At 43.2% G+C, this 18,698-nt stretch carries 14 protein-coding genes; 6 read left to right on the top strand and 8 right to left on the bottom strand.

The window, feature by feature from the left end:
* Positions 1–51 precede the first annotated feature (51 nt).
* Positions 52–1,131 (top strand): DUF2855 family protein, encoded by a 1,080-nt coding sequence (locus QGN29_RS05870; RefSeq protein WP_310799763.1) that lies wholly within the window; start codon positions 52–54, stop codon positions 1,129–1,131.
* Positions 1,132–1,149: 18 nt separating this feature from the next.
* Here QGN29_RS05870 and QGN29_RS05875 read toward each other — a convergent pair whose 3' ends face one another.
* The 5 genes from QGN29_RS05875 to QGN29_RS05895 all read right to left on the bottom strand — a co-directional run bounded on the left by QGN29_RS05875 (position 1,150) and on the right by QGN29_RS05895 (position 9,119).
* Positions 1,150–2,367: an Nramp family divalent metal transporter gene (locus QGN29_RS05875; RefSeq protein WP_310799764.1), complete on the bottom strand. Its 1,218-nt coding sequence runs from the start codon at positions 2,365–2,367 to the stop codon at positions 1,150–1,152.
* A complete protein-coding gene (locus QGN29_RS05880) occupies positions 2,364–6,002 on the bottom strand; it encodes a hydantoinase B/oxoprolinase family protein (protein WP_310799765.1) in 3,639 nt (1,212 codons plus the stop codon). Before QGN29_RS05880 ends, QGN29_RS05875 begins: the two co-directional genes overlap by 4 nt.
* Positions 6,003–6,260: 258 nt before the next feature.
* Complete coding sequence (locus QGN29_RS05885; protein WP_310799766.1) at positions 6,261–6,845, bottom strand: tyrosine-type recombinase/integrase; 585 nt, start codon at positions 6,843–6,845, stop codon at positions 6,261–6,263.
* A 138-nt stretch (positions 6,846–6,983) separates the two neighbouring features.
* Entirely contained in the window at positions 6,984–7,856 is an 873-nt protein-coding gene (locus QGN29_RS05890; RefSeq protein ID WP_310799767.1) for a hypothetical protein, read from the bottom strand.
* Positions 7,857–7,862: 6 nt separating this feature from the next.
* Complete coding sequence (locus tag QGN29_RS05895) at positions 7,863–9,119, bottom strand: DNA methyltransferase (RefSeq protein WP_310799768.1); 1,257 nt, start codon at positions 9,117–9,119, stop codon at positions 7,863–7,865.
* 106 nt (positions 9,120–9,225) lie between these two features.
* On the opposite strand from QGN29_RS05895, the gene QGN29_RS05900 reads away from it, so the two are divergent.
* Positions 9,226–9,360, top strand: a complete 135-nt coding sequence (locus tag QGN29_RS05900; RefSeq protein ID WP_310799769.1) for a hypothetical protein — start codon at positions 9,226–9,228, stop codon at positions 9,358–9,360.
* Positions 9,361–9,420: 60 nt separating this feature from the next.
* Here the strand turns inward: QGN29_RS05900 and QGN29_RS05905 are convergent, their stop codons facing one another.
* Positions 9,421–10,650, bottom strand: coding sequence for a serine hydrolase domain-containing protein (locus tag QGN29_RS05905; RefSeq protein WP_310799770.1), 1,230 nt, complete (start codon positions 10,648–10,650; stop codon positions 9,421–9,423).
* A gap of 535 nt (positions 10,651–11,185) precedes the next feature.
* On the opposite strand from QGN29_RS05905, the gene QGN29_RS05910 reads away from it, so the two are divergent.
* Complete coding sequence (locus QGN29_RS05910; protein ID WP_310799771.1) at positions 11,186–12,172, top strand: hypothetical protein; 987 nt, start codon at positions 11,186–11,188, stop codon at positions 12,170–12,172.
* Positions 12,173–12,267: 95 nt separating this feature from the next.
* Here QGN29_RS05910 and QGN29_RS05915 read toward each other — a convergent pair whose 3' ends face one another.
* Complete coding sequence (locus tag QGN29_RS05915) at positions 12,268–14,445, bottom strand: OsmC domain/YcaO domain-containing protein (RefSeq protein WP_310799772.1); 2,178 nt, start codon at positions 14,443–14,445, stop codon at positions 12,268–12,270.
* A gap of 127 nt (positions 14,446–14,572) precedes the next feature.
* Here QGN29_RS05915 and QGN29_RS05920 point away from each other — a divergent pair, with 127 nt between their 5' ends.
* Together QGN29_RS05920 and QGN29_RS05925 are read left to right on the top strand one after the other, a co-directional pair.
* Positions 14,573–15,745 (top strand): cupin domain-containing protein, encoded by a 1,173-nt coding sequence (locus tag QGN29_RS05920; protein ID WP_310799773.1) that lies wholly within the window; start codon positions 14,573–14,575, stop codon positions 15,743–15,745.
* 20 nt (positions 15,746–15,765) lie between these two features.
* Entirely contained in the window at positions 15,766–16,308 is a 543-nt protein-coding gene (locus QGN29_RS05925; protein ID WP_310799774.1) for an SRPBCC family protein, read from the top strand.
* Between the two features lie 14 nt (positions 16,309–16,322).
* On the opposite strand, the gene QGN29_RS05930 is transcribed toward QGN29_RS05925, so the two are convergent.
* On the bottom strand, positions 16,323–17,090 hold the full coding sequence (locus tag QGN29_RS05930) for a S1/P1 nuclease (protein WP_310799775.1): 768 nt from the start codon (positions 17,088–17,090) through the stop codon (positions 16,323–16,325).
* A 142-nt stretch (positions 17,091–17,232) separates the two neighbouring features.
* Here QGN29_RS05930 and QGN29_RS05935 point away from each other — a divergent pair, with 142 nt between their 5' ends.
* A complete protein-coding gene (locus tag QGN29_RS05935) occupies positions 17,233–18,690 on the top strand; it encodes a flavin-containing monooxygenase (RefSeq protein ID WP_310799776.1) in 1,458 nt (485 codons plus the stop codon).
* Positions 18,691–18,698 lie beyond the last annotated feature (8 nt).

The following is an 18,698-nucleotide window of genomic DNA, read 5'->3' on the forward strand; positions in this document are numbered from 1 at the left end:
CTGTACTGGAGAAAATCATCAAGGATGATTTTGGAAAACTAGGGACAGATTATGAGTAAAATCCAAGAAATATGGACAGACCGTGTTGAGTATTCAAAACAACGTTTTGTTGAAAAAGACAAAGATGAGCTAGAACCGGGTCAAATTCTTGTAGAAATAGATAAATTTGCTCTAACAGCGAACAATGTGAGCTACGCCTTGTCCGGCGAGGCAATCGGATATTGGGGATATTTCCCTACGCATGAGGGAACTTGGGGTAATGTTCCAGTGTGGGGGATGGCTACCGTAAGTGAGGTCAACGGCTCTTCTATAAAGGTTGGGGAGCGTTTATATGGATTTTTCCCTATGAGTTCTCATTTAATCATGAGCCCAGGTAAAATATCTGAAAAACATTTTATGGATGAGACCGAGCACCGTCGTCCCTTGCCGCCACTCTACAATCAATATATGCGCACTGAAGCAGAGCCTGCCTTTATGCAGAAGCTTGAAAATGAGCGCTGTCTTTACTTTCCGCTTTTCATTACAGGCTATGTGATTGCAGATTTTCTAATGGATCAATCTTGGATGCAGGCTGAACAAATTATCATCAGTTCTATCTCGTCAAAAACCGGTTATTCATGCGCCAATTTCATCAAATCTATGGGGTTTGAAGGTAACCTTGTTGGAATTACATCCCCCCGTAATCATGAATTTGTGACTCAACTTGGCACCGCCGATCAGGTCATTTCCTATGGTGAGGAAGACAGGTTAAACAAAGTAAGTAGTGTCTATGTTGATATGTCAGGTGATGGAAATACGCGTAGAGAAATCCATAGCCATTTTGCGGATCTCTTAAAATCGTCGCAGGTTGTCGGGGCAACACACTGGGAAAGTGAACGTACTGGTAAGGGGCTTGATGGACCAAAGCCTGAATTTTTCTTTGCGCCTAGTCAAATCGCAAAGCGTAATCAAGAGTGGGGCCCTGGTGTCTTACTGCAAAAAGGCTCAGGGGCAAGCGCAGATCTTGCAGCAAAACTGGCAGATCAAGTCAGTATTGAGTTCCACCAAGGGGCTCAGAATGTCATGCAAATTTGGGCGGATCTCCTTGCTAACAAGGTCAGTGGCCAAAAAGGCTTGATCGTGAACTTATGAGTACAAGAGCGTAAAAGTTTAGAGGTATCCTGTCGATTTCAAAATCATTCGGATACCCAAACCTACCATAAGCAAGACAATGAACAGACCAATGGCATTGCTCAATTTCCCGTTGATGTGCTTCTTCAGCAAGGTCTTGTTATTCATCGCGACCAACAGAAATGCCGCAATAATCGGTAGCAGTAATCCATTGGCAAATTGTGCTGATAGGATGATCTCTACGGGACGGATGCCCGTGAGAGCAACAGCTAGGCCTATCGCAATAACCACTAGCATGATCGCTCTGAATTTATACGACGTGATGCCGCCTTTTATGCCCGTGAGTTCAGCAAAAACATACCCTGTAGCAAGAGGTGCTGCGATTGCACTGCTGAGACCAGCTGCAAAAAAGCCGATGCCTAAAATCGCTTTTGAAAAAGAACCAAACAAAGGTTCAATTTGACGAGCCATATCTCCAGCACTGGTGACCGTCAGACCACTGCCAAAAAGACTGGCAGCTGCTGTTGAGGCCACAAGAATAGTAATCAGTCCCCCTAGTCCCACTGCGATATATGTGTCTTGCTGGGCGACAGGGAGCGCCTCTACTGTGGTCCACCGCGTTTTCGCCGCAGAAGCATGGAGGAAGAGATTATAGGGCACCACAGTCGTTCCAATGAGCGCAATAATAACAAGCAGGCTATTTTCAGCGATCGCGGGAATAACCAACCCTTTAGCAAAAGCAATCATATCTGGCCGTACGATGATAAAGGTCGAAATAAATGAAATCGCCATAAGGAGGACCAACCCAATCAAGAGCTTTTCAATCTGTTTGTAGGATCCAAGATAGAGAAGCAGGCCTGCTATGCCCGATATAGAGAGGACTGCAGCGGTGAAGACAGTATCGCCTTCTCCAAACAGGGCTTGAATACCAATAGCGCCCCCTGCAATATTCCCAGCTTCATATGCAGCATTGCCCACGCAGAGCGCGACCAGTATAATTGCGAAAAGTGGCCATTTTAAAAGCGAGGTCTCGAATGTTTCCTTCAGCACCTCGCCCAAGCCTTTGCCAGTTACAATGCCAAGGCGAGCAGACATTTCTTGGAGCGCCATTGTCGCAAGCGTCGCAAAGACCAAAGCCCATAGAAGGCTATAGCCAAAGGTCGCCCCGGCAATGGTACAGGTTGTTATAGTACCCGGGCCGATGAAAGCGGCTGAAACAAGAGCACCAGGCCCCATATTTTGAAGTTTACGGATCATTCTTCTTCCTTTTGCTTTCCAATGGCGACTGATTTCGGACCAAAACCGCCCCCTGTGGGGGTTTGGATGATAATCCGATCACCGGCCATCACCTGAGTTTGTCCACTTCCGCCCATATCTTCACAAGAACCATCTTGTCTTTCAACCCAATTTTTTCCAACCTGACCGTCTTCGCCTCCCTTCATGCCGAGAGGGGGTAAAAGGCGGTGTCCAGAAAGGATAGAGCATTCCATCGCCTCCCTGAACCGAATTTTTCGAGTAACCCCGTCCCCAGCAGTCCATTCCCCTTGGCCACCAGAGCCTTTATTGATTGAAAATTCATCAAGGATCACAGGATAACGCAGTTCCAAAATTTCAGGATCTGTCATTCGGGTGTTGGTCATATGGGTATGGACAGCATCTGTCCCATTAAAGGTGGGTCCAGCAGGACTACCGGAACAGATTGTTTCATAATATTGATACCGATCATTTCCAAAAGTCAGATTATTCATCGTCCCTTGACTGGACCCAAGCGCCTTCAGTGCCATAAAGAGGGCGTTCGTGACAGCTTGGCTCGTTTCCGTATTCCCAGCAACCACGGCCGCAGGGGGTGTGGGATTGAGCAAGCTGCCCTTTGGCACAGCAATTGAGATGGGAATCATACAGCCTGCATTCAACGGAATATTATCTTGGACAAGACAGCGGAAAACATACAGAACCGCAGCGCGTGTTATGGTTTCTGGCGCATTAAAATTGTGGTTTCGTTGTTCTGACGTGCCCTTAAAGTCAAGGGCGGCAGTCTGGTCTTTTTTGTTAATATTTATGGATACTTGAATAACAGAGCCATCGTCCATTTCATAGATGCACGAACCGCTAGTCATTGTAGAAATGGCCTTGCGAACTGCGGATTCTGCATAATCCTGAATATGGCCCATATAGGCTTTGACCACAGGCAGGCTATAATGCTCTATGAGGGTTAATAATTCCTTGGCCCCTGCAGCATTGGCAGCTGTTTGAGCCATCAGATCGGCAATATTTTGGTCAATATTGCGTGCTGGATAGGGAGGCGTTGCCAGTATTTCTCTCATTTCCTCGGTGAGGAAACGGCCTTTTTTGACCATTTTAACACAGTCAAAGACAATGCCTTCTTCTGTGCTTTTTGTCGCTCTTGGGGACATGGAACCAGGAGCAAGGCCGCCGATATCTTCGTGATGTGCCCGACTGGCGACATAAAAGAGAATGGTAGTCTCAGTACTATCAAAAACGGGTGTGATGACTGTCACATCGGGCAGGTGAGAGCCCCCGTTAAAGGGGTCGTTATGCACAAAAACATCCCCCGGATTAAGAGGTTGCCCGCTATCGATTAAGACCTTGATCGTAGAATCCATGGATCCTAAGTGGACAGGTACATGCGGCGCATTTGCAATCAAATCACCGCTTGCATCAAAAAGCGCACAGGAAAAGTCAAGGCGTTCTTTTACATTCACAGACTGAGAAGTGTTCCGAAGCACAATTCCCATCTGTTCTGCGATTGACATAAAGAGGTTATTGAAAATCTCTAATGTTACGGGATCGTAATGAGTTGAAACCGCTGCGATATGCTGGCGCTTTTTCTCCCTCTTTAGGATCAAATGACCGTAGGAGTTAACGGTGGCATGCCATCCAGGCTCTATTACGAGAGTGCCCGTTGGTTCTATAATGATTGCAGGGCCAGTGAGGCTATGCCCGTATCCCAAAGTTTCTATAGAGTAGACAGGGGTATCTAACCACTGGCCGTGATGGTAGACGCGCGAGTGCTCTATAGGTTTGGGAGGATGGTTTGCTTTTTGTTGACGGACTTCTTCGCCAGAAGCTCCGCCGCCCGATCCAGCAACAATCAAAGTTTCAAGGATGATATCTTTCTCTGGGGCAATGAATCCAAACCGTTTTTTGTGCTGAGCTTCAAAGGCTTTGCGCATGGCACCGGGAGTTGTTAAATCAACAGATATGGTGGTGTCTGTCGCTTTATATTTTAGGAGAGCTTCTGTCTGAGTTGCAATGGCATTCTCTGACAGGCCTTGATCTGTTAAATCATAGATAATTTCGGATTTTAGAGCCGTAAGTGTTGATTCTAATTCTATAAGTAAATCATCGCTTAAGACCGCTGAAATTTCTTGTTGGCGTTCCGCCTGTAAGGAAGCGAGCCCCATACCATAAGCGGATAAGACCCCAGCATAAGGATGGATGAAAATTGTCTCAATCCCAAGTTTATCAGCGACCAAACAGGCATGTTGTCCCCCCGCGCCGCCAAAACAATTCATAGCATAGTCTTTGACATCAAAGCCGCGGGAGATGGTGATTTTTTTGATGGCTTGTGCCATATGATCAACGGCTATATCCAAGAAACCTTCGGCGACATCTTCTGCACTGCGTCCATCGTTCATCTCTTTTGAGATTGCGTCAAAGGCAGATTGAGCGGCCAACATGTCAAGCGGCTGATCTTGATTGGGCCCGAATATAGCGGGAAAATAGCGCGGCATAATTTTACCGAGACAGACATTAATATCGGTAACCGCAAGCTTCCCTTTACGGCGGTAACACACCGGCCCCGGATTAGCGCCTGCAGAGTGTGGCCCCACCTGGAACCGATTGTCCTGATACGTGAGCAAGGATCCCCCGCCTGCGGCGACAGTGTGGATATACATCATGGGCACCCGCATCTGAACGCCGGCCACTTCGGTTTCGTAAGTTTTCTCGAAAGATCCAGCATAATGGAAGACGTCTGTTGACGTGCCGCCCATATCAAAACCGATGACTTTATCAAAGCCGGCCAGTTCAGCAGTTTTCACAGCGCCGATGATCCCGCCCGCAGGGCCAGAGAGGATGGCATCGCGGCCCCGAAAACGATCAGCCGCTGTTAACCCGCCAGATGATTGCATAAAAAGAACATTCTGAGAGGGTTTTTCCTTGGCTGAGGCTGTTTTATCCAAGGCGGCAGAAATTTTATCCACATACCGCCTGAGAATAGGCGTGAGATAGGCGTCGACCACCGTGGTCTGACCGCGGGCAACAATCTTAGTGAGGGGGCTTACATCCCGACTGATGGAGATCTGAGTATAGCCCACACGGCGGGCAATCGCAGCGATCGCTTGCTCGTGGGCGGGATATTTATAAGCATGCATCAAGGCCACAGCTATAGACCTATAACCTTCACTGTATGCAGCGACAAGATCGGCATGGATGGCTTCTTCGTTGAGGGGTGTCTCTATTCTTCCCTCGCTTAATATGCGCTCTTCCACCTCGATAACTTTTTGATACAAGAGCGCAGGCTTTTTTATCTCTAGCGCAAAAGTATCGGGGCGCGCCTGATAGCCAATATCAAGAATATCCCTGTAGCCTTTTGTGACCAGAAGAACGACAGGGTCCCCTTTTTTCTCAAGCAATGCATTGGTGGCAACCGTCGTCCCCATTTTTACAGCGTCAATTTCTTCGCTCGGGATCGGAGCCTTAGGGTCAAGCCCAAGAAAAGAGCGAATGCCGTGCAAGGCAGCATCCTCGTAGGCTTCAGGGTTTTCAGACAAGAGTTTGCGTGTTTGAATATGACCGTCTGGTGCTTTCGCTACAATGTCTGTAAAGGTCCCGCCGCGATCAATCCAAAACTGCCATTTATTACTCATTTTATACCCTTAAATCGCTAAATACTGCGATTTTTAAATGTTTACATATTGTTAACATGCAAATTACTATGCTTGAAAAGCTCAAGCAAAACAGCGCGTTAGCCAGCCTGAGCTTACATATTGTTTACATGGGTAGCAAAATAGGGCTTTTGCGGCTAGTGAGAAATTGCAGTTTCTCTAATAGATTTCTGAATGGATTGTTAACATGTGAATATTATTTTGAGAAAATTTCTCAAAAATAGTCTCACGCGCTATTATCTAAAGTAATTCAACAGCACTAGCCTTCATCTGATCTGTAACGTCGATATATCGCTGTGTCGTTGTAAGGTGCTTGTGTCCAGCGAGTTCCATGATAACTTTAGCACTTACACCCGAGTGAGCTAGCTTGGATATATAGTGACGACGCCCGCTGTGACTTGAAGCAGTGGGTACGCCACTTGCGATATATAGTCTTTTAAACAATAAGCTGAGGCTATTTTGTGAAAATGGCTTCTGGCTCTTTTGAGATTGAATAAGGGGCTGGTTTAATACCAGATTAACCTCTTTGTCTGTTGCAAGCCATTTTATGTACCGTGTCAACTCCGCACGAAGCTTAGTTCCTATAAAAATACGGCGAGTGACATGCCCCTTCGTGTAAGCGGGGTTAATCTGCAATTGGTCTACTACAGTCCCGTCTTGATTTAACAAATCCTTCACCAGCAATTGAGAAATTTCTCCAACGCGCATACCTGACCAATGAGATAAAAGCACTATGATACGATTTCTCTCTGCATGTCGGCCTGTTGCAATGATCTTTAATGTCCGTTTAAATTGTGTGTCTGTTAATACTGCTGCTTGCTTCATAATACGTACTTTCGTTAGTTTAAGTATGAAGAAAGTATATTTTATTCGAGCAGTGCTGTCGGCCTAAATCAGAACGCCAGTAAAACCAACGCTTAGAAGCATAATAGTGAGAAATGTATATTTTATGTGATTGTTATTTTAGTGGAGGACGCTATTTAAAAAAGAAATAGCACGATCTTTTGACCTGAAAGAGCCTTCTAGTTTGTCGCCGTTGGTATAATGAATAACAATCTGATATTTTGCGAAGGTGAGTTCTTCATTATTTGGCTCAGAATTGTAATCATAAATAAATTTTTTGGCATTTGTCATGTCAGTGAAAGAATAGTTCTCACCAAAGAGGGGGGATATAAAGATTTGTTTAATTTGTCTATCGAGTGCTTCTTTTAATTTGGACGTGAAAGAGTTTATCTCTTTTTCATGCAGGTTTAGTAGTTCTGTTGTAACAGCATCTTTTTTGGAACTTGTTAATTTTCTAAATGCCTCCAGTTTTTTCCAGCCATCATCATCCTCAGTGTCTTCGTCAAAGTAGATGTCTACACCAAATTTTAAAAAAACTTTAACCACATTAGCATAATTAAAATAGATAATATTAAAGCCGCTTGCATTAAGTTGCTTAAGGGACGGTGCCGTAAAGTCTCCTGCTATTACTGCCCCTAAAAAGGGCTTCAGATGAGAATATTTATCAGCTATTGGTAATACAGCAGCTTGAATTTCTTGCGCTTTATTTTTTGAGTGTTTTGTATATCTTCGCCATGCAGCTTCTATTATGGCAACAGGTTGTCCCATATTAGTATCTGAACCATTTTTTTCAATTAGGAAGTCTAAATCATGAGAGCTGCCGTAAATATCTTCCCATTTTACTTTTTTACCTTTTCTAGCAGGCCTGTCTTTACCAACAAAGTCCAAATAAAATCCATTGGTATCAGCTACACTTTGAAACACGGGAAGCATTGCTTGTTCAAGGAAAAGTCCTATTTCTTGCCCTAAAGTGTGTATGGGAGACTTAGCCATATTATATTATCCCTCTACCCAAAGTCGTCCTTCATGCAGTGGGACTGTATGGGTTCTATTTTTCCACTTAACATTTCTATCACGTAATTTTTCAAAAGAAAACCCTTTGAAACCATGATGTAATGCTATTTGAGCAAGCCATTTTTCTGCAGGAACATGAATGCCATATGGTGCGGAATCTCCTATTACAAAACATACCTTTGCACCATCAACAGTAGCATTTCTTATGTTTAGCCAGATTTTTGATAAGTCGTAAAAGTATGCTGCGATCATTGTATGGTACGCTTTTTTTCCGCCTTTAGTATGACGAATTTCATCAAGAGCTTTAGTAACTTTAAAAATATCATCTTTAATTGGTTCAAGTTCAGCAGAAGATAGTAATTCATCTAAAATCACCTTGTCTCCAGCAGAGTGTTGGGAGCATGAGCGCATTATAGATGGGCGGACGGCTGTTTTTAAATCACCCCATCCATCTATTTCTCCCCAAAATGTCATTTCTAATCTTGTAGCATCGGCATAATCAAAATTATTGGGATATGGAGGAGATGTAATCACTAAATTACATTTGTTTGCATGAATAGATTGTCTAACATCAAGTTCTTCAATTTTACAGTTTGGTTTCCACCCTATGTGCTGGACATGGTTCATGTCTTCACTCATCAATAGCGCTTTTGCCCAAAAACCATCAAAAGGGTCTATTACTTTTGACTTAGATTTATTGGGTAAAACATATTGCCATTGAGCTGTTCCTGCATGACTACAGGCGCGAATTATGGATGTTATATTGAGCCATACTAACCTCCAAACAGCATCATTTGTACATAGATCTTCATATGCTTTTTTTAGATAATCTAGTTTTTGTAGCGCACCTGGTGAATAACACTTTCCAAGTAATTGGTTGGTTTCATGTCGGGTTGTATTAAATGAGTATGTTTCGGCTAAAGATAGGATACTTTGACAATGTGATAGAAAATCTTCTGCTGGTAAATGCCAACACGATTTGGCTTTTGCTACACGAGTAACGAAAGGGTGTCCGTCAAAACCAAAAGATTTCACGCCTAACGTATCAGCAGCAAAGCAAGTTGTGCCAGAACCTAAAAAGGGGTCCAAAAGAATTGCATCATTACCCGTATCGGATTGATATTTTATAATTTCTTGTTCTACCCATTCAGCAGAAAATCCCGCCGAATACCTAAACCATCTATGGATCGGTAGCTTCATGTTGTCTGTAAATGTACCAGACCTTTTAATTTTTGTGCTCATCTCAATTAATTACTCAGATATAGGATTGTATATAGTCTGACTAACTAGCACTAAAAAGGAGGTGTAGTAAGTGAAAAATAAATACTCATGGAAAAGGAGTTAAGCCATGCTTTATTATGAGATCATTACAGAAGGCCGATATGGCCGTAAGCCTATATTGACACCAAAGATAGTGCGTCAAAAAAAAGAAGCGGAAGAACGATATCAGCGTGAACAAGTTGAGAAAATTCCTCACACCTAATTTAGGCGAAGGCACTCATCTGAGCGCCTCCGCCATGCTTGGAATTTTGAGATTAGAAACTTACTGTGTAAAAGCTTGCAGAATTTCGTTGGCTGTGACTTTCAAAGGCCTGATGTTTCTGGCGTGTGCTGTGGTTACGATAATTAAATCCAGCTCATCAATGAGAATGATATATTGGCCGCCGCCCCCTTGGGCTGAAGTGGTGAAATAGCTTTTGTCACCAATTTTAATGTCAGCCTGCCACCAATAGTACCCATAGCCCGGTTTGGTGATATTTTCAGTGGTGAAGAAGATGTCATCTTCGTTAATTTCGATGATTTTTCCTGTTGCTTTGGCTATAAAGTCTTCGCCAACAAGCTGCGTGCCGTTCCACTTGCCCTTATTCTTTGTTAGCATACCCCACTTCAGCATGTTTCGAGATGTCATGCTTGATCCGCTGGGGCCGCGCGGCAGGCCACTTGCATCTTTTCGCCAGCCATAATTTTCTATTCCGATCTTATCCAAAAGCTCGGTTTTGATGAAATTTTCGGCAGATCCAGGCACGACAGCATCCAGCACTTGCATCACGATCTGTGGGTCATAAGGTTTATAGTCATGTGTTTGAGACGCCTTGGTTATAGGCGCTGTATTTGTCAGAAAGGCTTGAACAAGACCTTGACCTTTTAAAAGGTCTGGGCTGGTTTCATATTCTTTCTTGCTCTCATCACTGATTTTTAGACCAGAGGTCATTGTCATCGCTTTGTGAAGAGTGATATTTTCAGTGCCTTCAACAAGTTTTGTAGGGTCGAGATCTTTTAAAAAGCTAATCACAGGCTTGTTCAGATCAGCCATCGATAGGTACCCCATCTGGATGGCACGACCAATAGCCATGCTTGTGTAAGCTTTAGTAGCTGATGACTGTGGGTGGGGTAGGTCTATGCGTCCCCGCCTGAAGTATGATTCAAAAACTAGCTTATCTCTGTGTGCGATGAGCAGGCTGTCGAAATCCCCAAATTTACCTTCTGCCATCTCATTTGCTAGTTTGACAATCATATCTTTATCGCCGCCGTCAACGCCCAATTTACCAACAGGAATAGCATCGTTTTTGTCTTCTGGTGTTGTGTCAATAAAGCTGGTTTTAAGGGAGGTCAAATCGAAGAAGCTATTCCAGAATTTGTGGCTTACTTCGGAACTGGCTGCTTTTGGAGCTTTGCCCTCTGATTGGTTATTGCTGTCTGCTGAAGCATGGCTACTAACCCCGCTTAAAAGAGCGATTATTGCGAGTGTCTTGAATGTAGAATTGATCGTCATGTTACCCTCTGTGAAGTCTCTGATAAATTATTTTTATAGCCACAAAAAGCGAGCGGCATGTCTATGCTGCCATCTCTTATGAATTAGATAGAAATACAATGATTTTGCGGTAAGACGTGCCGCCTTGAAGGTAGAGTGTTATGTTATATTATTTATAATGTGCACGGAGCGAGTAGCGATAGAATGCATATTTATGGCACTGTCCTGAGGTTGTAAAGTGTATTTAAAGACATGCAAAAACTTGGGTCTGTAATTACTGCGCTTTTTAGGATTTACTTGGATCGATGCACCTGAAGAACGATCGCCTAGAAAGGGGTTGATGTCGGGCCTAAAAAAATGCAACACATAAACTGTGAAAGATTTCTAAACAATAAATTGAGTATGACTCTTGTCCCATATGAGAAATTGTGAGCGTTGCGATGACTATTACTATTGTAATTACTCCGGTAATCTTTGGAAGCTTTGCCCTGATTGCCGGCGCAGCATTTTGGATCAGCAAGATCGACAACATTATGACTCTCTACAGAGGCAAAGGTTGTTTGCATATGGCTGGGGCCGTAATGTAGATTCTGATGTAGCCAACTATGATTATACTTTAAACGAAGATGGTAGTCTTACATATAGATGCGTCCCTAACGATTATTTCGATACTCAAATAAGACAGTTAATAATCGATGGTTTTTTTGCTCGAATGGATGAAGCAGATCTCGTGGGGGCAACTTCTCAGTATATGTTGGATATGGCGTATGCTGCAGGTGTTGATGAAGAGTGCCACACTTCTTTTTGCATTCGGCACGAAACTAAGGGATTTACTTTCACTTTTAGAGCAGAGCCAAATGTCAATTTTGATTTTGATGAGAAGGATGAAGTTGTTGCTATTGCCCATAGCCCTTTTGAAGGGGAAGAAATGAGCAATGCTTATGGTAGAGGCTGTGCAGATTATATCACGGCAAACAGAGAGATATGTCTTGCACAAGCTGAGATAACCCGTGAAGAAGAGGTAGCCAAACGAAGAAAGCAATTCGAGAGAGCCGTGCAAGACCATACTTGGGTTGATGAGTATTCGGTGAGAATGATTAAGGGTTTTAAGTATGCTGTGATGATACCTTGGATATTATTTCATTTAGGTGCAGCCTGGTGGGGATTAGATTTGTTTTTTCCTGAACCGGCAGATTTTTGGCTATTGAATTGGCAAACGGTGAAATTTCTATCCTTTCTTTTGGCGCTCTGCGTTTCTGCGAGTATTCCTTCTTATGTTTCAAACCGCAGAATTGCCGTCGTGAATTATTTACATACTGAGAATTGGAGAAAGACTTTGCTGGAAGTCGGCCCGGAACATCAACTCTTGGCTTCAGACAAAGGTTTTCTTGAGACCCTGGACGCTGAGGATGATTTAAATAGATATTGGACACTACGGAAAATTATTCTAGCGCTTACCATCAATGTTTGCAGCATTCTTCTTGCTGCATATTTATTTGACACCTATGTCTGGTTTAATAGTCTCTTCGAACGCCTTCTCTAGAGTGAGAAATAAACAGCTAAATATATAGAAAACGTTTCAGAAATCTATGAAAAGCCATATCATATTCCTTCGTTTACTAGAGGCTCTATGGTTTCTTAGACAGCACCCTCTAGACCCCGTGCAGTATGTAATTTTTTATAACTGTCTATTAACCTGAGATGCTTGTCTAGTCCTTCAAGCTTCATGCTTGTTTTTGTAAGGCCATAAAATCTCACATCGCCCGTAACTGAACCAATAACATTTTCCATGATTGCGGCACCGTACATGCGGCCTAGGTTGTGTTTATAATCATCAAGCTCTAGGTCGTTGTCTAAGGTAATATCGAGTACAGCATTTAAGGCGCGGTAAAATAAAACCCGGTCGACGGTATTTTCATTGAAGGTTAAGAAATCTGTGACAATTTCCAGGGCCTCTTCATAGTTTTTTAAGGCACAGTGAATGAGGATTTTCAATTCACCAATATCAAGCTTGCCCCATACTGTATTTTCATCAAATGCAATGCCGATTAACTCAGCGATCACTGTATAATTATCTAGCTCTTCTTCTTCTAAGCGTTCCAGCAAGGCTTCTAACGCATCATCAGATAAGGAATGGATGTTGAGAATATCTTCTCTAAAGAGCAGCGCTTTATTAGTGTTATCCCAAATGAGATCTTCTATGGGATATACTTCTGAATAGTCGGGCACTAAGATACGGCATGCAGCAGCACCGAAGTTTTCATGCGCGGCCACATATACCTCTTTCCCAAGTTCGGTGAGGATCGTCATCAAGCGATCATTCTCTTCTTCTGTTGTGCCGCTAAAGTCCCATTCGCAGAATTCATAATCCTGTTTTGCACTAAAGAACCGCCATGAAATAACTCCTGTAGAATCGATAAAATGTTCTACAAAGTTATTTGGTTCTGCCACTGCCTGACTGTTGAAGGTTGGTGGCGGGACATCATTAAGCCCTTCAAAGCTGCGGCCTTGGAGTAATTCAGTGAGGGAGCGTTCCAGGGCCACTTCTAGACTTGGATGGGCTCCAAAAGAGGCAAAAACACCGCCGGTCTTCGGGTTCATCAAGGTCACACACATCACGGGGAACTTACCTCCTAGGGAGGCATCCTTGATCAAAACAGGGAAGCCTTTGTTTTCAAGTTCTTCAATGCCAGCCTGAATTGAAGGGTATTTTTTTAAGATATCTGCTGGGACATCAGGCAGAATAATTTCTTCTTCAATGATTTGACGTTTCACTGCACGCTCAAATATCTCTGAGAGGCATTGGACCTTTGCCTCATTCAAATTATTGCCAGCACTCATACCGTTGCTGAGAAATAAATTTTCGATTAAATTTGAGGGGATATAGACGGTCTCTTGATCTGAAGAGCGGGTGAAGGGTAGGGCACAAATTCCGCGGTCAGCGCGGCCTGAATTTGTATCGATTAAATGAGAGGCCCTTAAGTCACCATCAGGATTATAGAGCTGCAAGCATCTTTCATCCATCAGCCCTTCGGGCAAAGCATCCTCGGGGCCTGCTTGGAACCATTTTTCATTGGGATAATGAACAAAGGCGCTGTTCGCAATTTCTTCGCCAAAAAAATAATCATTATAAAAGAAGTTACAGCTCATACGCTCAATATATTCGCCTAAAGCAGAACATAATGCGCTTTCTTTTGTTGCGCCTTTGCCATTGGTGAAACACATAGGAGAAGCAGCTTCGCGGATATGCAGTGACCAGACATTGGGAACAATATTACGCCAAGAAGCCACTTCAATTTTAATACCAAGATCTGTTAGGATCGCCGTCATGTTAGAAATGGTTTGCTCTAATGGCAAATCTTTACCGACAATCATAGTAGTGCCGTCGCTCGCATAGTCTTCTAGCAGCGATGCATCCTCTAAATTATCAACGGGATCAATTTTAAAATCAGGGGTTTGTTGAATAACTTTTTTTACAGTGCAGCGATCAGCAGAACGGATAATGCCTTCCCTGTCTTTCTCAGAAATACTTTCAGGTAATTCGATTTGAATTTGAAAAGTTTGATTGTAGCGGTTTTCTGGATCGATAATGTTATTTTGAGAGACGCGGATATCATCAGTTGGAATATCGCGAGCAAGACAATAAACTTTGACAAAATAAGCGGCACACAGCGCTGACGAGGCAAGAAAGTAATCGAAAGGACTAGGGGCGGTTCCATCTCCTTTGTACCGTATGGGTTGATCAGTGATAACAGTGAAATCATCAAACTTGGCCTCAAGTCGTAGATTATCTAAAAAATTTACAGTGATTTCCATGTGACTACTCTTTTCTCTAACGATGTTCTAAAGAATTCGATACAGCTTATATCTGATATCTTGTAAGTTGAATATAGCTCTATATAAATAAAACCTGAATATCGTTTACTTTCATGAGGCCATTTCCATGTCAATCATTCTAGATAGTTTGCCAACACCCGAAGAGTTCTTCCGCAATTATTGGAATAAAAAGCCTTTTGTGGTGCGCGGTATGATCCCTTCAACGGTGATCAGGTCCTTGATCGATGAAGATCATCTCGCGGGGCTTGCTATGGAAGAAGAAATTAAGTCGCGTCTTGTGCGTAAAGGGGAAAAGCAGTTTGAATGGACATGTCATCATGGGCCTTTTGAGGAGGAAGACTTTGCTGATTTAGGGGAGAAAGACTGGAGCTTGCTTGTCCAGAATGTTGACCTCTATCACAGGGCGACAGCAGAACTTCTAAAGCATTTCAATTTTTCTCCGCGCTGGTTACTCGATGATATAATGACCAGCTTTTCGCCCAAAGGCGGTACAGTGGGTGCCCACACAGATAGCTATCATGTATTCTTAGTCCAAGGCAAAGGCGAGAGATGCTGGAAAGTTGCACATACCCCCCTTAAGAAGGAAGAGTATATTGAAGAGATTTCTCTAAAAATATTAAAGGATGATTTTGAAGGCGAGGACATCACTGTCACAGAAGGTGATGTGATTTACATCCCCCCAAAATTTGCACATCAAGGCGTTAGCCTCGCACCTTCCATGACCTACTCTGTTGGCTTCTTAGGACCCTCTCTATCCGAGATGTTGATTGATTTCGGCCAGTATCTTGAAGAACATAATTCTGACATTTCACGGTATATGGGTCAAAACTTATCTGGAACTGCAGCCCCTTTTCAAGTCGCGCCCGATCATATTGATGACTTAAAGTCTTTTATGACAGATGTCTTTGATCAGGATGATTTTGTGCAGTGGTTGCTGCACTATTTTTGCGCCCCCGTGCAGACGGAGGATGAGTATCCTGATGATGAATTTGATGATGATAGAGATGAGAGCCAAGCGGACTTCGCTAAAAGCATAATTGAAAATAAGTCTAGGGTGATCAAAGATCCTTCTGTCAAAATAATGTTCACGCCCTCGAAACAGCCGCACAGATATTGCGTTTCAATTGGTGTTGTCTCATTCGATTTAGACTTTTCAGATTTGACTTTAATCGACAGCATGGCAAAAGAAGAGCCCTTTACGGGGGAAGTTTTTGCAGGCCATGTTGATATTTTGCAACGTTTGCTCACCCGCAATATTCTTTATAGAGTTAATCAATAGTTTCATGATAGGAGGCGGACATGTTTACTCGCGCTATACTACTTTTTATGACCATTATTAGTTTTTCGGCCTATGCTGATGACACAATCGTCGAAGAGGCTGATGGCTTGTCCTATGTCTATACGTCGTATTATGAAATAACGATTGATCGAAATTCTGCCGCCATTTGGCCCATTGTAAAAAACCTTCCTGCATGGATGTATGAGTTTGAATTGTCCTACGTAAGCGGCGAGAAGGGCGCAGAAGGTGAAGTTCTCAGGTTATATCCTGGACAGGAGTTTTTCATTCAAGTGACAAAGCTCATTCCTGAAAAGTTATTGGCAATCGTGAATTCACCTTCAAAATTTAGAGGGGAATCCTCAACAGGTTCGGCCGTAATTCATTTGAATGAGCGAGGCAATAAAACAGTCGTGAGTCTCACTATGAGCCGGCGATATACGTGGCACGGTGAGGGTGAAAATCCCATGAAAGCAATGCGCAAATCAGCAGCCTTTGCCGAGAATGCGAAGGCCATGTGGCAAGAAAAATTCTTAGGCCGTTTAAAAGAGTTAGCAGAAAAGTAAACGGCCTCTCTATTTTATGCGAATAATTCGTTCAAATAAGCCGCGATACGAACGCCGCCCATGGTCAGGCGTTTGTTCATAGTTGCTCTATGCTTATACGCATAGCTATACCAAAGATTAGTGCTTTCTGGATAGATGGTATCTCTGATCTTCGTACTTTCTCCAATCCAAACTTTCGGATCTGTTACTGACCAGCGTTTCACGTCGGCTTCAGTGTAATCGTTTTTGAGAAATTCAACATAGTCTCTATAAGAAAGATTTTGACCCTGTATCATTTGCGTATCCCATACTCGATGCAGGTTAGAGTCTTGGCCGAAATATTTTACTTTAAAATCATTGCCGCCACGATCCGTGCCATCCCCAGCGTGAAGAGGTTGGTGCAAATCTCCAATAATATGGACGATAAATCTGAGAGCGCGTTGCTTATCGGCAAGGGCGGTTTTTTCTGAAGTTAAGACAGCAGAAAACATTTTTAGAGCGGTTACGCTATCACCGCGTTCAGGCGCGCCAACATTCAGATAGACTTTGCCTTTGGGTACCGTCACATAATGATAGGGACCCGACTTTTTCCAAAAATCTTCTTTACTAGAGCGCATGAAATCCGCCCATGTTGAGGCTTCAGCAAGACTTTCGCCCCCCAAGATTTCCTTGATGGCAGCCTTGGCTTCTTCAGAGAGATACATCTCCGCAATCGCCCCTGTAATTCTATGGCCATTCTGCCCCCAAGCTTGAACATTAAAAGTTAGTACTAGGGTTGCAACAAATACAAGGATGGTTTTCATGACGGCCTCTCAAATCTCTAATTTTGGGTATTCACACCTATATAGTGTAAATAGCCTTCAAAAGATAGGCGGCATCTAGATTTATTTGGCTTGCAATCAGAGAGGGTTGATGCACAGTATATTTGCTGGAAGAGGGTTAATTATGCAAAAGCTAGATGTCTTAATTATTGGTGCGGGCATATCCGGTATTGGATATGGGGCTTATCTATCTATGAATTGCCCAGATAAGAGTTTTCGATTGATTGAAACGCGACAAAATTTGGGCGGGACGTGGGATTTATATAAATATCCAGGCATTCGGTCAGACTCGGATATGTATACATTTGGGTATAAATTTAAACCATGGAATAAGCCAAAAGATATCTCACCAGCAGCAGACATTCTTTCGTATCTAAATGAAACGGTTGATGATTTTAAGATGCGGCCTAAAATTGATTTTCAGCACTGCGTTAAGAAAGCCAACTGGGTAAGCGCTCAAAAATGTTGGCATGTAACAGTTCAGAATGTTCAAACGGGGGAAGAATACCTTTATGAGGCACGTTATGTGATCGCGTCCACTGGCTATTATGATTATGAGAAGCCCTATCTTCCAAACTTTAAAGGACAAGAGCGCTTCAAGGGGGATTTTTTTCATGCACAGCTTTGGCCCGACGCCTTATGCTATAAAGATAAAAAGGTTGTCGTGATTGGCAGCGGAGCAACAGCGGTCACTATCGTGCCGAATATGGTTCATGAGGTTGATCACGTGACCATGCTGCAGCGCTCCCCCACCTATATGATGTCTGTCCCCGGGTCATTTTTATCCCATAAAATTATCAAAGCCTTCCTCCCCCAGAAATGGGCGCATGCTGTCATTCGGAAAAAAATACTGACTCAAATGCGGTTGTTATTATGGGCCTGTGATCGATTCCCGATACGCGTACGCCGTTACCTTATGGAACAAGCCTCACAGCATCTTGAAGGGAAAATAGATGTGGAGACACATTTCAACCCCCACTATAACCCTTGGGAACAGAGGTTGTGCTTCATGCCGGACGGTGACTTTTTTAAAGCACTGCTAACAGAGAAAGCGTCCGTGGTTACGGACCATATTGAAGCCTTTACAGATACGGGCATCCAATTAAAATCTGGAAATCATTTAGAGGCAGATATCATTATTGCTGCAACAGGGTTGAATTTGAAGATTCAAAAGCATTTTGAATATTTTAAAGATGATGAGCCTGTTAATACAGCTGAGCTTTTTACATATAAAGGGGTCATGTTAGCTGGCTTGCCAAATCTATTTCCTGTGATGGGCTATTCAGGACAATCATGGACCTTAAAGGTAGATTTAGCAGCGCAATATTTTTGTGACCTATTGAAGCTAGCGGACCAAAAAGGGGCTGTGAGTGTGACACCAAAACCACCGGTGACGGATGGAAAAAAGGTCTATAGTCTTTTTGGAAAACGTCTTGAGAAAGCGTCTTATATCAAAAGAGCTCTAGATCAAATGCCACTGCAGTTGGAGGAAGAGCCATATAGTTTTCTTGATCTGCAACAAAAAGATAAGAAAATTCTCGCCAAGAGCCAGATCGATGATGGCTATTTAATTTTTGAGTAGGAGCAAAA

Source organism: Temperatibacter marinus, from assembly GCF_031598375.1.
Taxonomy (GTDB): domain Bacteria; phylum Pseudomonadota; class Alphaproteobacteria; order Sphingomonadales; family Kordiimonadaceae; genus Temperatibacter; species Temperatibacter marinus.

Bases quoted from the DNA above. Each gene is read 5' to 3' on its own strand.
- QGN29_RS05885 (WP_310799766.1), bottom strand. From the start codon at position 6,845: ATGAAGCAAGCAGCAGTATTAACAGACACACAATTTAAACGGACATTA.
- QGN29_RS05925 (WP_310799774.1), top strand. From the start codon at position 15,766: ATGTTTACTCGCGCTATACTACTTTTTATGACCATTATTAGTTTTTCG.
- QGN29_RS05935 (WP_310799776.1), top strand. From the start codon at position 17,233: ATGCAAAAGCTAGATGTCTTAATTATTGGTGCGGGCATATCCGGTATT.
- QGN29_RS05870 (WP_310799763.1), top strand. From the start codon at position 52: ATGAGTAAAATCCAAGAAATATGGACAGACCGTGTTGAGTATTCAAAA.
- QGN29_RS05880 (WP_310799765.1), bottom strand. From the start codon at position 6,002: ATGAGTAATAAATGGCAGTTTTGGATTGATCGCGGCGGGACCTTTACA.
- QGN29_RS05930 (WP_310799775.1), bottom strand. From the start codon at position 17,090: ATGAAAACCATCCTTGTATTTGTTGCAACCCTAGTACTAACTTTTAAT.
- QGN29_RS05895 (WP_310799768.1), bottom strand. From the start codon at position 9,119: ATGAGCACAAAAATTAAAAGGTCTGGTACATTTACAGACAACATGAAG.
- QGN29_RS05920 (WP_310799773.1), top strand. From the start codon at position 14,573: ATGTCAATCATTCTAGATAGTTTGCCAACACCCGAAGAGTTCTTCCGC.
- QGN29_RS05905 (WP_310799770.1), bottom strand. From the start codon at position 10,650: ATGACGATCAATTCTACATTCAAGACACTCGCAATAATCGCTCTTTTA.
- QGN29_RS05900 (WP_310799769.1), top strand. From the start codon at position 9,226: ATGCTTTATTATGAGATCATTACAGAAGGCCGATATGGCCGTAAGCCT.
- QGN29_RS05890 (WP_310799767.1), bottom strand. From the start codon at position 7,856: ATGGCTAAGTCTCCCATACACACTTTAGGGCAAGAAATAGGACTTTTC.
- QGN29_RS05915 (WP_310799772.1), bottom strand. From the start codon at position 14,445: ATGGAAATCACTGTAAATTTTTTAGATAATCTACGACTTGAGGCCAAG.
- QGN29_RS05875 (WP_310799764.1), bottom strand. From the start codon at position 2,367: ATGATCCGTAAACTTCAAAATATGGGGCCTGGTGCTCTTGTTTCAGCC.